This is a genomic window from Phytoactinopolyspora mesophila (assembly GCF_010122465.1).
Classification (GTDB): Bacteria; Actinomycetota; Actinomycetes; order Jiangellales; family Jiangellaceae; genus Phytoactinopolyspora; species Phytoactinopolyspora mesophila.
Window position 1 is genome coordinate 547,538 of sequence record NZ_WLZY01000002.1, and the last position, 15,371, is coordinate 562,908.

The window sequence follows — 15,371 nt, forward strand, 5'->3', positions numbered from 1 at the left end:
CAGCCCGGAAAGGACCGAAGTGACCAGGAAGCTTGGTGTCAATACATGGGTGTGGACATCGCCGCTCACCGATCAGGGGCTGGCCGAGCTGGCCCCCCGGATCGCCGGGTGGGGGTTCGACGTCATCGAGTTGCCGGTGGAGAACCCCGGCGACTGGGACCCGCAGCGCGCCACCAAGCTCCTGGACGCGCTGGGCTTGTCCGCCAGCGTCGTCCTGGTGATGGGAGAGGGCCGCGAGCTGGTGGCGACCGACCGGGGAACGGTCGCCGCCACTCGCGACTACCTTCGACACGTCGTTGACGTCGCTGCCGTGGTCGGATCACCGGTGATCGCCGGCCCGGCGTATGCCTCGGTGGGCCGGACCTGGCGAATGGACGCTGCCGAGCGCCGCGACCGTTACGCGGAGCTCCGTGACGGCCTGGCGCCGGTGGTCGAGCATGCCATGGCGGCGGATGTGAGCGTTGCCATCGAACCCCTCAACCGGTATGAGACCAGTCTGATCAACACGGTGGAGCAGGCACTCGAAGCGATCGAGGGCCTACCGCCAGCCGGATGTGGACTGGCGCTCGACGTTTACCACATGAACATCGAAGAACGTGATGTTCCGGCCGCGATCCGGCGCGCGTCCGGTCGAATCGCCCACGTACAGGTGTGCGCCAACGACCGGGGAGCGCCTGGGGCGGATCATCTGGACTGGCCGGGCATCGTGGCCGCGATCGACGCCGCGGAGTACAAGGGGCCGTTGGTCATCGAGTCGTTCACCGCGGAGAACGAGACCATCGCGACCGCGGCGTCGATCTGGCGGCCCCTGGCCTCGAGCCAGGATGCGATCGCTACCGAAGGCGTGGCTTTTCTGAAGGGAGTGGTGCGCTAGCCACGATCGGACCGGACCGCCGGCGCCGGCACGCCGTGCGGGCTTCGAATACATCAGAAGCTCTTGGAGGACCCGACTTCCGGCGACGCCGGTTTTGCGGGCCTCATCTTGGAGGGACTTGAATGAACGTGGCCCGACGACGATGGTGGAAGCGGCCGCTGGCCGGAACCATCACCGCAGCAATGGGGATCTCGTTGCTTGCTACCGTTCCTTCGGTGGCGCACGAACACCCGGACGACGAGCATGGCGACGCGCATGTGCTGATCTTCACGGCGACGGCAGCCGGCCCCTGGCACGACGCGGCGATCGAGTACGGCACCCCGGTTCTGCAGGACGCGCTGGAGGACGTGGGCATCACCTCGGTGGCGACCGACGACCCCGCTATTTTCACCGATGAGGACCTGGCTCAGTTCGACGGCCTGGTGATGTTCCACACCAACGGCGATCCCTGGAACGCCGAGCAGAAGGCCGCCATGGAGCGGTACCAGCAGGCCGGCAACGGCATCGCCGCGATCCACAACGCCACTGACATGCGCGGCAACTACCAGTGGTGGGACGATCTCGTCGGCACGCTGATGCCCGGGCATGCCGACAACAACCCGGCGGAAAACGGTCTCCAAGCAACCGTGCAGGTGGAGGACAGCACCCACCCGTCGACGGCGCACCTCGAGGGTTTCGAGTGGGTCCGCAATGACGAGTGGTACAACTTCTCCACCAACGTCCGCGGCGACGCCCACGTGCTGCTGTCCATCGACGAGACCACGTACAACCCCGGGCAGCACGCCATGGGCTACGACCACCCGCTCGCGTGGTGCAAGATGTACGACGGCGGCCGGGCCTGGGCCACGGCGCTCGGCCACTTCCCGGCGCACTACGACGAGCCGGAAGTGATCCAGCACATGGTCGGCGGCATCCAGTGGATCGCCGGTGCGGCCGAGGGTGACTGCGGCGGGACCGTGTGGGACTCGTTCGACAAGGTGTCGCTCGACACCGACACCAGCGCGCCGTTCGGCATGGACATCGCGCCGGACGGGCGGGTGTTCTTCACCGAGCTGGTCCGTGGCCAGATCCGGGTGTTCAACCCGGAGACGCACACAACCACCACCGCGCTCACCATTCCGGTCTACTCCGGCGGTGAGGACGGGATGAAGTCGATCGTGCTCGATCCGGACTTCGAGGAGAACGGCTGGCTGTACGTCTACTACGCACCGGTGAGCAACGAGCCGGTCTACGTCAACCGGCTCTCCCGGTTCACGGTCGGGGAAGGTAACGTCATCGACCCCGACTCCGAATCGGTGGTCATCGAGATCCCGAAACAACGGTTCGACCAGCCGGGTCACACCGGCGGTGGGCTGGGTTTCGACCCTGACGGCAACCTCTTGTTGTCGATTGGTGACGACATCAACCCGCATTCCGAGCCGTCGCCGTCGTCGGCGCCGCTCTCGACGATCGAGGGCACCTTCCACGACGCGCGCGAAACCTCGGCGAACACCGCTGACCTGCGCGGAAAGCTGCTGCGGATCACACCTCAAGCGGACGGCGGGTACACCGTGCCCGACGGCAACATGTTCAACAGCGGCCGGTTCGACCACCTGTTCCCGGACGGCACGTATGACCCTGAGCTGGCGCTGCCCGAGATCTACGCCATGGGTTTCCGCAACCCGTTCAGGTTCGCGGTGGATCCGGTGACCGGACATATCGGAATGGCTGACTACGGCCCGGACTGCAACAATCCGAACAACTGTGGCAATTATGGCCCGACCGGTATGGTCTCGTGGACCCTGATCACCGAGCCGGGTAACTACGGCTGGCCGATGTGCCACGGCGACAAGCGGCCGTACCGCGACGTGGACTACACCACCACGCCGCGGACCTTCGGTGACTTGTTCGACTGCGACAACCCGATCAATGACTCACCGCGGAACACGGGTCTGCAGGAGCTTCCGCCGGTAGTGATGAACGACATGGTCTACGGCTACCAGATGTCCACCGTGCCGGAGATCATCCCGCAAGGCGGCGGGCTGGCTCCTATGGGCGGACCGTTCTACCAGTTCGACCCGGACAACCAGTCGGAGACCAAGTTCCCCGAGTACTACAGCGGCAAGCCGTTCTTCTATGAATGGTCGAAGAACCGCCTGTACTCGATGATCGTCGACCACGACGCCCCGGAGGGCGACCGGCTGCAGAAGATCAACCACTTCCTGCCGCCGCCGGAACAGCAGTGGTTGGCGCCGATCGAGATGAAGTTCGGTGCCGATGGCTCGCTGTACGTCCTCGAGTGGGGCGGTGGTTTCGGCCGGCACAACCCGGACTCGGGTCTGTACCGGATCGACTACGTGCCGGACGGCAGGTCGCCGATCGCGGTCGCCGAGGCGACACCGGACTCCGGACACAGCCCGCTGGAAGTGGAGTTCTCCAGCGAGAAGAGCCACGACCCCGAGGGCGGTTCGCTGACCTACGAGTGGGACTTCGAGAACGACGGTGAGACCGATACCACCGAGGCGAACCCCACGCACACCTATACCGACGACGGCGTGTACAGCGCCAGGCTGACGGTGACCAACGAGAACGGCATGACCGGTGTCGCGGTGGCCACCATCACCGTCGGCAATACGCGGCCGGATGTCGAGTTCAACTGGCCGCCGGACGGCGGGTTCTTCGAGTGGGGCGACGAGATCAGCTGGGATCTCAACATCAGTGACCCGGAGGACGAGGAGATCGTCGAAGAGAACGCGGTTGTCCAGCCGGCTATCGGCCATGACGACCACGCTCACTCGTTCGATCCGATCCAAGGGTTGACCGGTTCGATCACGGCCGGCCTGAGTGGGCACTCGAGGACGGACAACGCGTTCTATGTCCTCGATGGCCGCTACACCGACGAGGGTACTGACACCGCGCCGCCACTCGTGGGGTCGCAGACGGTGGTGCTGCAGCCGAAGTTCAAGCAGGCTGAGCACTACACGTCATCCGACGGCATCACCACGGCGAGCAACAACGACGTCGAGGCAGGTAACGAGGTCATCTCCGGGAGTGGCGGCGCCTGGGCGGCGTACGATCCGGTGAACCTCACCAACATCGACTCGATCGCGTTGCGGGTGGCCTCTGCCGCGGGCGGCACTATCGAGTTGCGCCGGGACGCGCCGGACGGCGACCTACTTGGTACGGCCGACGTTCCCGCAACCGGCGGGCTGTCCCGGTTTGTCGACGTCACCGTCGAACCCGATGATCCGGGGGAGACCTTTGCGCTGTACCTCGTCTTCCCGGACACGTCGGACGTGCGGGTGAACTTCTTCGAGGCCGAGGGCAAGGGCATCTCGCCGGAGACCCGGCCGGACGTGCGCATCACGTCGCCGGACGGGAGCGAACAACTCGAGACCGGTGAGATCGAGATCACCGCCGAAGCCGCGGATGCGGAGAACGAGATCACCCAGGTCGAGTTCTTCGTGGACGGCGACTCCATCGGCGTCGACGATTCCGCGCCGTACACCGTGACGTGGGACGTCGACGAGGAGAAGGTGTACCAGCTGACGGCGGTGGCCACAAACGACCTGGGTCTGACCACGACGTCGAGGATCGTGCGTGTTCAGGTCGGTGAACTGTTCGGCGACTTCGAGACCTTCGCCAATACAACGGCGGAGTTCGAGCGCCTGGGCGGCAACGAGTGGGCCATCACCGCGAACGGCGGGAACATGTGGCAGGCAACCGACGAATACGGTTCCCTGTACCTGCCGTCGGCTGCCGGCGATCGCTGGGCCGCGACGGTCAAGATCGAAAGCCAGCAGAACACCAACAACTCGGCGAAAGCCGGTCTCATCGTCCGCAACGACGTCACCTCGCCCGGCACGTCTCCGGGATACGCGGCGATGACGATGCGGGCCGGAAACGCCTACGAGTGGCTGCGGGATACGACCGGCAACGGCCAGCTCAATGCCAGTGACGGCGGTGGGCAGCACGAGTATCCGGCGTGGGTGCGCATTGTCCGCGACGGAGACACCTACACCGCATACCGGAGTTCCGACGGAGAGAACTTCATCCAGGTCGGACCGTCCGAGGTGCTCCCAGGTGCCGCCGACATCCAGGACATCGGCATGGTCGTCACGGCGCACAACGCCAACCAGACCAGCCGGGCGGTCTTCTCGGACTTCGAGCTCGACCTCGACCCGCAGGACCCGGATGATCCGGATGATCCGGAGCTGGAGTGCCCGGACGATGATCCTGATGGTGGCGTCCGGGAACCGTCGGACGAGTTCGACGGTGACGCGCTGGACGGCTGCCGCTGGAGCGTCTTGCGTACCGCCCCGGGCGCGGAGGTCACCCAGGTGGACGGTCAGCTCGTGCTGCCGGTCACCAACGGCGACATCAACGAGAGCGAGCCTGGCCCGATCAGCTACCTCGGCCAGCCGGCTCTCGAGGGCGAGTGGGAGATCGAGACCCGGCTCACGCTCGAGCACACTCGGGAATGGCAATATGGCGGCTTGATGCTGCACGCGGACGACGACAACTACGTCCGGGTGAGCTACACCGCCAGTTCGGCGACCAACCGGTTCCTCGAGTTCCAGTCCGAGACCAATGGTTCGCGGACGTGGCACGCCAACAACGTCGCGGTCCCCGGTGACCCCGACACGGTGCACCTGCGCCTGGCCAGCGACGGATCGGAACTCACAGCGGCCTACTCGGTCGATGGTGAGCAATGGACCGCCCTGGACGGCTCGGCTGAGCTGAAGCAGGACGCCACCGTAGGCCCGGTTGCGGCCGGTGACACCGGCGCGATCGAGGTCGACGCGTACGTCGACTACTTCCGCGTCATCGGTGCGGACGACGACACGACACCACCGGTGGTGGACGTCGTCGTGGATCCGGCCGATCCGGACGGCGACAACGGCTGGTACGTGAACACGGTGACGGTCACCGCCACGGCCACCGACGACACCGGCGGTGACGTGCACATCGAGGTGCGCACCGATGGCGGCGACTGGGCGGAGTACACCGAGGCGCTGGAGATCAGCGCGGACGGCGTACACGACCTCGAGTTCCGGGGAACCGACGAGGCCGGCAACGTCTCCGATCCGGAGGAAGTCACGATCCGACTGGACGCGACCGCGCCGGAGCTGAGTGTGGACGGCGTTGACGACGGCGCGGTCTACGACCTCGGCACCGAGCTCACGGTGAGTGCCGAAGCCGAGGACACGGTGTCCGGCGTGGCCTCGTTGGAGTTCGAACTCAACGGTGTGGCCGTCGACAACCCGTCGACGTTCATCCCTGAGGCGGGGCAGCACACGCTCACCGCCGTGGCCGTCGACGAAGCGGGCAACACCGCTGAGGCGACGGTGTCCTTCGAGGTCGAGGTGACCTATGCGGGAGCGCAGGCGTTGCTCGATGAGCTGCATCAAGACGGTCGGATCCAGCGGCGCGACTACAACCAGTTGCGCACGCAGCTGTCCATCGCCGAGCGCGCGGCCAACCGGGGCCAGACCGGCCAGGCCGAACAGGCCCTCGACCGGTTCATCTCCTTCGCCGAAGACGTCGACGACGAGGAGGTGACGGCACAGCTGGTCGACCTGGCTGAAGCGCTGCGATCGCAGCTCTGACGCCCGACAGCTGATCTGACACCACAGGGTGATCTAGGTTCGAGGGTTGATGTGACACCCGACAGCTGATCTGACACCCGACGAGCGACGCGACAGCGGGTTGGTGCCGCCATCTGTGCGGTGCCAGCCCGCTGTTGTCGTGTCCGCACCCGCCCTTATCGGTGATCGTGAGCGGATTTCAGCTGTTACCTTGCCCGGTTTGCGCCCTTTTGTGCTGCTGGGAACAGCTGAAATCCGCTCACGATCACCGATAAGGGCGGGCTTGATTAAGTGAAGACGTGAGAATGTCAGGACAAACCCTTTACAGACATTCGCCCACCGTGGCAGCATCTCTATCGAGAAAGCGCTTACCAACAGTCCAGTGATCACCGAATTTGGTCCCACCGCGGCATGCGCGGTCGTCAATGGCCATGGGTAGCCCGGTCGTGCGGCCTGAGAGGAAGAACATGACGGACGAGCAGAAGAGCATTGACAGGCGTAGTTTCCTCCGGCGTTCCGCAGGTGTCTCGGCAGCGCTGGTCGTGGGATCGTCGGCCGGCACGCTGGTCGCCGGCTCGCAGGCCGCCGCCGCTGCATCGGCGCGGACGGCCAAAGGGGCGTTCGGCCAGCCGGTGTCCACCGGCGACGTGCCGCTGACCGCACAGGCTGCACAGCGAGGCCCAGTGGCAGCAGGGCGCAGCGCCGCCGTGCAGGCATTCGTCGACGACTACCTGACCAACGCCGCGGACAACCTCAGCAAGGAGACGAACGCGGCCGTGCGCATCCTCTCGGGGATGGACGAGCACTGGAAGACCGGCGCCTCCTGGGACGACGGCGTCGTGCTGAACCGGGCTCTTCTCCGCGACAACATGCGCTACGTCGCGGAGATCACCACTGAGCGCACGGAGGCCGAAGCCAAGCAGTCCTTCGTCGATGACCGCCAGCACCAGAGCTACAGCGCCACCGGGGGGCTGGGGCCGTTGACCGAGCTGTACCGAGCCGGTGCCAAGGCGGTCACCAGTATCACTGGGGCGCCGGACGGCATCCCGCCGGGCCGGATCAGTGACTCGATCCCCGACGACGCGCCTGACGGCTCGGACCTTGGCGCGGGCTCGGTCAACTCGGAGCTGGGCAAGGTGGTCGAACTCGTCAACACCATCCGTGGGCCGCACGCGTCGAGCAATCCGAGCAAGTTCACGTTCCAGTATCCGCGACCGTGGCGGCTGACCGAGGACAGCGAGGTGGTGGAGACCGGCGGCATTCCCGTCTTCGGCGTCCCGATCTACGCCTCCGACGCTGTCGTCGCGCCGCAGCTTCTGCGCCAGCGCAGCGACAATCCGGACGAAGACGGTGGTTACCCCAGCGGGCACACCAATGCCGCGTACCTGGCCGCGCTGGCCTTGGGATATGCCATCCCCGAGCGTTTCCAGGAGTTGCTGGCGCGCGCCTGCGACACCAGCCACAGCCGGATCGAGTCAGGTATGCACTCGCCGGTGGACGTCGTCGGCGGGCGCATCCTGGCCACCGCGCTGGCCGCCGCCGTTCTGCACGATCCCGAGTACGCCGAGCTCAAGGCCGCGGCCCGCCAGCAAGCTCTCGAGTACTTCGAGGCCAAGACGGATGCCACACCCGACACGCTGTACGCGTACGCACACTCCGCCGGCCCGAACACCGACCGGTATGCCGACCACGAGTCCAATCGGGAGTTGTTCACGCCCCGGCTGACGTACACCATGCCCCGGCGTGGTGGCGACGCGGAGCTGACGGTTCCCAAGGGTGCGGAAACGCTGCTGGAGACCCGTCTGCCTTACCTGGACGCTGACCAGCGCCGCGCCGTATTGCAGACGACGGCGCTGCCGGCGGGTTACGCCCTCCTTGATGGCCCGGAGGAGTGGGGCCGGCTGAACCTCTTCGCCGCCGCGGACGGCTACGGCGCGTTCCGAGGCGACGTCACAGTCGTCATGAATTCCGCCGACGGCGGCTTCAATACCTCCGATGCCTGGCGCAATGACATCGGCGGCGCCGGCAAACTCACCAAGCAGGGGACGGGGACCTTGGCCTTGACCGGCGCCAACAGCTACACGGGCGGCACCCGGATCGACGACGGAACGCTGGTTGCGGCCTCGCCAACCGCCCTCGGCAAGGGTGACGTGCACGTGGCCGGCGGTACCTTGCGCCTGGACGCGGACGCGGGCCAGGTGGCGGTGCGCGGCGCTTACACGCAGTCGCCGGGCAGTGCGCTGGAGGTGACGCTGAGCGACGACGGGGCGCCGGTGCTGGACGTGTTGCGGACAGTCACTATCGACGAGGCCAGTACCCTCGAGATACAGCTCCACGTCGAGCGTGCCCCCGCCGCGGGCGATACCCTCCCGGTGATCCGTGGCCGCAGGCTGCAGGGCGAATTCGGCACCATCAAGGTGGACGTGGACGGCTACCGGGCTGTGCCGGAATACTCGGCGGGTGGCATGTCCGTGCGTCTCGAGCCGGACTCGGATGCCTGACCCGGTGCAGCGGTCCAGCGTGATCGCGAGGCATCGCGACGGGATCAGGTAAGCGCTTGCCCGACTTGCGGATGCGGGCTAACCTGAGCGCACAAAAATATGTCAAGACATAAGATCAAATTCCTTTAAAGGTCCGATCTATTCTACACTGCAAGACGCTCATGACTGAGCGTCGGCGAGGAGACCCAGTGAAGCGTCATCACCTGATCCGCTCGCTTGCGACGGCGGCGGTCGGCGCGCTCGTGCTCGCGTCATGTTCCGGCGACGGCGGAGGCTCGGACGGCGGCGGGGGTTCGGACGGCGGCGACGTCGTGCTCGAACTCGTGCAGTCGGGCGATGTGAACCAGGGTGGCGGCTACGCCACCCTCACAGAGAGATACTTCGAAGAGACGGGCGTGCGTGTCGACGTCATCGAGGTGCCCAACGACGATCTGCGCACACGTCTGCGCACGGCGTCGCAGGCGAATGATCCGCCCTCGCTGGCGGCGTCGCCGTCGACCGACCCAGCGTGGACCGACCGTCTGCTCGACCTGACCGACATTTTCAACGAGGTCGGCATCATCGACACCCTTTCGGTGGCCGACCCCGCCGACGGCTTGGTCAAGGCGCTGCCGACCACGCTCACGGCCGTGGGCATGTTCCTCAACAAGTCGCTGTGGGACGAAGCCGGTGTGGACTATCCCACGACGCTCGACGAGGCGTGGACCTGGGACGAATACGTCGAGTTGTCCGATGAGGTCGTCGAGGCCACCGACGCTGAGTACGGCGCTGTGATGGACGGCTCGGCACACCGCCTGCGCGCCTTCCTTTACGAGTTCGGCAGCGAGGGCGTCACCGAGCAACCCGATGGCAGCTGGGCGCTCGACGAGGCCGGTGCCGAGGCGCTGGAATACTTCAAGCAACTGCACCAGGACGGTGTCATGCCCCAGTCCGTGTGGGGTGCGGCGGACGACCCGAGTGCGACGTTCAAGTCCGGACGCGTCGCCGGCTACATGTCGGGCGTGTGGCAGATCGCCGACTTCCAGGAGACCATCACCGACTTCGAGTGGGTCTCCGTGCCGTTGCCGCAGCAGCCGGTGCGCGCGACCAACTACGGTGCCGCATCGTGGATCGTCGCCTTCGACGGCACCGGTGTCGAGGAGGAGACTCTCGACTTCATCCGGTGGCTGTACTCGGAAGAGAACTACCGCGAATACTGCGAGATCTCCGGGTGCCTGCCTGTACTCGACGGTCTCGAGGTCAGCTACGAGGAGGACGAGTACGCCTTCCAGCTGTACAACGCCGAGATCCTCGAGTCTCCGCCGATCTCCGCGGTGCAGACCACGGACGGCGTGTTGCACGGCTATCAGGGCAAGTCCGTAGACTCCGAGCCGCTCCAGGACGAGACCGTCAAGTTCCTCAACAACGAGCAGTCGCTTGAGGACACGGTGGAGAACATCGGCAGGATCACCACCGATCAATTGGCCGACTGAGCGCGGCGCACGAAGGAAGCTCGTGGTTCTATGACTCTCCGCACCTCGAGTCCGGCCTCCTCCGCCCAGCGGGTGAAGGGGGCCGGGCGCCGTGTTCGGCGCGGCCGACGTAGCCGCTACCGCCTGGCGCCGTTCATCTTCACGGTCGCCACCGCGGTGTTGTTCGGCTTGTTCTTCCTGTGGCCCGGTGTCCTCGGCCTGTCTTACTCGCTCACGGACTTCCGTGGCTGGGGAGACTCCGAGTTCGTCGGGTTGTCCAACTACGGCGACCTGTTCGGGGACTCCGAGTTCTACCAGTCGCTGGGGCGCACGCTGCTGTATGCCCTGTTCGCGGTGCCTGTTGGCTACTGTCTGGCGCTCGCGATGGCGGTGGCCCTCACCGCGCAGCGCGCGCGGGGAAAGACGGCGGCGCGCATCATCTTCTTCGTGCCGTGGCTCGTTTCGCCCATCGTCGCCGGTGTCATCTGGCGCTGGATGTTCGGCGAGAGCTTCGGGTTCGTCAACTACATCATTCGCCTGCTGGGCGGCGACGCGGTGCCGTGGGCGACCAACGCCGACCTGTCGTTGTTCGTCGCCGTTCTCGCATCCGCGTGGGGCGGCGCGGCCTTCAACATGTTGCTGTTCATCGCGGCCATCAGCAACGTGCCGAAATCGTACTACGAGGCCGCGGAGCTCGACGGAGCGAACGGCTGGCAGCGCTTCTGGTACATCACCTTGCCAGGCATCGCCCCGACCTCCGTTCTTGTCATCCTGCTCTCATCGCTGACCGCCATGAAAGAGTTCGCGATGATCCAGGCGCTCAACGGTGGTGGTCCTGGCACCCAGAACCGGCTGATCGTGCAGTACATCTACGAGACCGGGTTCGAGCGCTCGCTCATCGGATATGCGAGTGCGGCATCGATGATCCTGCTGGTGATCCTCATGATCATCGCGATCATCCAGCTCCGTATCAGCAAGAGGAAGAACGCATGGTGACCACGCACGCGCCCACGGCGCCCCGGAAGAAACGCCCGATGCGGGACCTGCGACGCCGGCGCGGTGAAATCCGCCGCAGTATCGTCCCGACCACCATGCTGTGGGTCATCGCCGTGCTCATGGCGTTCCCGCTGCTGTGGTTCCTGTTGTCGTCGTTCAAGCCGGGCGGCGAGCTGTTCAGCTACCCGTTGTCGTTCATCCCTCGCGAGTGGACACTCGGCGGCTACGAGGCCGCGTTCGAACGCGTCGACTTCATGCGTTACCTCGGCAACACGTTCATCGTCGCGTCGGTGTCGACGATCATCACCGTGGTCCTGTGTGCGTCGACAGGGTATGCGCTGGCGAAGTACAAGAACCCGTGGCTCAGTGTGCTCGGTCTGTGTGTCCTGTCGATGACGATGCTGCCGGGCGAGGTCATCCTGAACCCGATGTTCATGGTGGTCCGCGACCTCGGCATGTACAACTCACTACTGGGCGTCATCATGCCGTCGATCCTCACCCCGACGGGTGTGTTCATGTTCCGGCAGTTCTACCTGACGGTTCCCGACGAGCTCATCGATGCCGCGCGGATCGACGGTGCCAGCGAGTACGGCATCTTCCTGCGCATCATGGTGCCGCTCGCACGACCCATCATGCTCACACTTGCCATCGTCTCGTTCCAATGGCGCTGGAACGACTACATCCTCCCGCTGATCATCCTGGGTGACCCTGACAAGTTCACCCTGCAGATCGCCTTGCGGTCGCTCGTCGGCGCCGAGAACATCAACTGGAGTGTGCTGCTGTCGGCGTCCGTGCTGTCGATGATCCCGCTGGTCGCGCTCTATCTCGTGTTCCAGAGATACGTCACCTCGTCGAACATCAACGCGGGGCTCAAGGACTAGAGCCGTGTATATGCAGGTGTCGTCGGTCCTGGCCAGGGTCGATCGCTGGCTCGGGGAGTATCTGACCGACGCGGTCGTCGTCGAGACCGCGCCGCTCGTTGTTGCGGCGTGGACTGTACCGGGCGTGGTCGGTGCTGCGGGTGAACCGATCCCGTTCGGCGATGTGCCTGACCCCACGGCGTTCATGCCAGTGGATCCCGGGTCGGAGTGGGGCCGTGCCTGGGGCACCACCTGGTTCCATGTGAACGGCCAGGTACCGGCGGGCTGGGCCGCTGACGATCGGCATCGCGTGGAGTTGTCGCTCGACCTCGGATTCAACAGCGCCAAGCCAGGCTTCCAGTGCGAAGGGCTGGTGCGTACCCCGTCAGGGCAGGCGGTGAAAGGCCTCGAGCCCCGCAACCATCATGTGCCGATCGAGGCCGCGCCCGGCGACGCGTTCACGTTCCTTGTCGAGGGCGCTTCCAATCCCGACCTGTCGGGCGGCAACGACTTCAAAGGGGCACACGCCTATGCGCCGACCTCACTCGGCGATCCGAAGAGCGCACCTGACACGCCGTTGTACCGGCTGGGACGCTTCGAGATCCGGCTGATCGATTCCGTCGTGGAGCGTCTGCTCCGCGAGATGACCGTGTTGCACGGGCTCGCGCTCGAACTCGGGGAGAACGAGCCGCGCCGGGCGGCGCTTCTGGCCGGCCTCGACGGTGCGCTCGATGAGCTCGACCCCGGCGATCCCGCGGCGTCGGCGCCCGCCGCACGCGCGGTGCTCGCGCCCCTGCTTGCTTCCCCAGCGGCCGCGTCGGCGCATCGCATCGTCGCGACCGGCCACGCGCACATCGACTCGGCGTGGCTGTGGCCTGCCCGGGAAACCGTGCGCAAAGTGACCCGTACCTTCGCGAACGTCGTCGATCTCATGGACCGGGATCCCGATGCGGTGTTCACCAGCTCGTCGGCGCAGCATTTCGCCTGGCTCAAACGCCAGGACCCGGAGCTGTACGCGCGGGTGAGGCGGCGCGTCGCCGAGCGGCGCATCGTCCCGGTCGGCAACATGTGGGTCGAGTCCGACGTGAACATGCCGTCGGGGGAGTCGCTGGCCCGCCAGCTGTCGCAGGGAACGCGTTTCTTCGAGCGCGAGTTCGGAGCACGCAGCGACATCGGATGGTTGCCGGACTCCTTCGGATACCCTGGCGCGCTGCCTCAACTGCTGCGCAAGGCCGGGCTGCGCTGGTTCTTCACGCAGAAGATGTGCTGGAACGATGCCAACGCGATGCCACACCACACATTCCTTTGGGAGGGCATCGACGGCACCCGTATCCTCACGCATTTTCCGCCGAACAACACCTACAGCGGCGACATGCGGCCCACCGAGTTCGCCCGCAGCGTGCGCAACTTCAAAGACCACGCTGGTGCCTCGCTGTCACTCATGCCGTTCGGATACGGCGACGGCGGCGGGGGCCCGACCCGCGAGATGATGTGCGACGCGCGCCTGCAGGCCGATCTCGAAGGGTCGCCGCGGGTGCGGTTCGGCACGGCCCGCGACTTCTTCGGCACGGTCGAGCGTGAGTACGTGAACCCGCCGGTGTGGTCCGGCGAGATGTACCTCGAGTTCCACCGCGGCATCTACACCTCACAGGCGCGCACGAAGCGGGGTAACCGACGCAACGAGCAGCTGCTCTTCGAGGCCGAACTCTGGTTGACGAGCGCGGCGGTGCGTGTGGGTATGCAGTATCCGTATGACGAGCTCGACGAGCTGTGGCAGGAAGTTCTTCTGCTGCAGTTTCACGACATCCTGCCCGGCACCGCGATCGCGTGGGTGCACCGCGAGGCCGAGGCTTCTCACAAGCGCATCACCGGGCGGCTGGAAGCTCTGATCGCCGACGCGCTGCAAGCGCTCGCGGGTGAGGGAACCCGCCGCGTCGCGGTCAACCCGGCGCCGTTCCCCGTGTCGGGCGCTCCCGCTTTCGGTGGAACCGCGGACGTCCCGGACCGGGCGGCTGCCGACCCGCGGGAGCTGGCGGGCGGCGGTATCGAGCTGACCTCCTCCGCACTGCGCGTCGAGGTCTCCGCGACCGGTCTGCTCACCCATGTGATCGACCTCGCGTCGGGACGTGATCTCGTTCCGCCCGGCCAGGCAGCGAACCTGCCGCAGCTGCACGTGGACGCACCGGCGAAGTGGGACGCGTGGGATCTCGACCGCTCGTACCGCGCGAATGCCGTAGATCTCGTGGACGGCACGGCGACGCTGCGCGAGGACGGCAGTGTGCGCATCGAGCGGGTGTTCGGCCACAGCCGCCTCACTCAGATCATCACGGTGGTCGACGACGCCGTTTGTATCCACACCGAGATCGACTGGCATGAGCGCCGTCGTATGCTCAAGCTCGCGTTCCCCCTCGACATCCACGCACACGACGCGGCCTACGAGACCCAGTTCGGGTACGTGCGACGCCCGCTGCATGCCAATACATCGTGGGATGCCGCCCGCTACGAGGTGTGCGCCCACCGGTGGGTACACGTGGGGGAGCCGGGTTTCGGTGCCGCCGTGGTGAACGACGGCGTATACGGGCACGATCTCACCCGCGACAGCGTCGACGGCCGGGTCGTCACCACTGTGCGGCAATCGCTGCTGCGGGCGCCCACGTTCCCCGATCCGGGAGCGGACCAAGGGCGGCATACCTTCACCACCGTGCTCGTACCGGCTGTGACCACGGAGGATGCGCTGCGAGCGGGGGCGAAGCTCGCCGCACCGCTGCGCCACATTACGGGGGCCGACGTTCCGGCGCCGCTCGTCTCCGTGTCCGGCGCCGCGGGCGTGCCGGCGTCGGCGGTGGTCTCGGCGGTCAAGCTGGCCGACGACCGTTCCGGCGACGTGATCGTGCGCGTGTACGAGAGCCGCGGAGCTCGCACTCGGGCGAGGCTGCACGCCGATTTCGCCGTCACCGACGTGCGTGAATGCGACCTCGTCGAGACGCCGCTCACCGACGAGACGGGAGCCGTCGTACCCGACGCAAGCGGCGGCATCGGCATCGTCCTGCACCCGTTCGAGGTGCTGACGCTGCGGCTAGTGAACCGGCATCACGGGGCACCAGGGCGGGATCACACGTGAG

At 66.2% G+C, this 15,371-nt stretch carries 7 protein-coding genes; all 7 read left to right on the forward strand.

What is annotated here, in order from left to right; genetic code table 11:
- Positions 1–19: 19 nt before the first annotated feature.
- The 7 genes from F7O44_RS08685 to F7O44_RS08715 all read left to right on the forward strand — a co-directional run bounded on the left by F7O44_RS08685 (position 20) and on the right by F7O44_RS08715 (position 15,370).
- On the forward strand, positions 20–874 hold the full coding sequence (locus F7O44_RS08685; protein ID WP_162449813.1) for a TIM barrel protein: 855 nt from the start codon (positions 20–22) through the stop codon (positions 872–874).
- A gap of 122 nt (positions 875–996) precedes the next feature.
- Positions 997–6,462 carry a ThuA domain-containing protein gene (locus tag F7O44_RS30995; protein ID WP_162449814.1) on the forward strand — a complete coding sequence of 1,822 codons (5,466 nt, stop codon included), beginning with the start codon at positions 997–999 and terminating at the stop codon, positions 6,460–6,462.
- Between the two features lie 446 nt (positions 6,463–6,908).
- Positions 6,909–8,942, forward strand: coding sequence for a phosphatase PAP2 family protein (locus F7O44_RS31000; RefSeq protein ID WP_281353466.1), 2,034 nt, complete (start codon positions 6,909–6,911; stop codon positions 8,940–8,942).
- A gap of 188 nt (positions 8,943–9,130) precedes the next feature.
- Positions 9,131–10,414: an ABC transporter substrate-binding protein gene (locus tag F7O44_RS08700; protein WP_222851188.1), complete on the forward strand. Its 1,284-nt coding sequence runs from the start codon at positions 9,131–9,133 to the stop codon at positions 10,412–10,414.
- A gap of 30 nt (positions 10,415–10,444) precedes the next feature.
- On the forward strand, positions 10,445–11,389 hold the full coding sequence (locus tag F7O44_RS08705; RefSeq protein ID WP_162449817.1) for a carbohydrate ABC transporter permease: 945 nt from the start codon (positions 10,445–10,447) through the stop codon (positions 11,387–11,389).
- Positions 11,383–12,270, forward strand: a complete 888-nt coding sequence (locus tag F7O44_RS08710) for a carbohydrate ABC transporter permease (RefSeq protein WP_162449818.1) — start codon at positions 11,383–11,385, stop codon at positions 12,268–12,270. The genes F7O44_RS08705 and F7O44_RS08710 overlap by 7 nt, the downstream gene beginning before the upstream one ends.
- A 10-nt stretch (positions 12,271–12,280) precedes the next feature.
- A complete protein-coding gene (locus tag F7O44_RS08715; RefSeq protein ID WP_174255896.1) occupies positions 12,281–15,370 on the forward strand; it encodes an alpha-mannosidase in 3,090 nt (1,029 codons plus the stop codon).
- The last annotated feature ends 1 nt before the right edge of the window (position 15,371 follow it).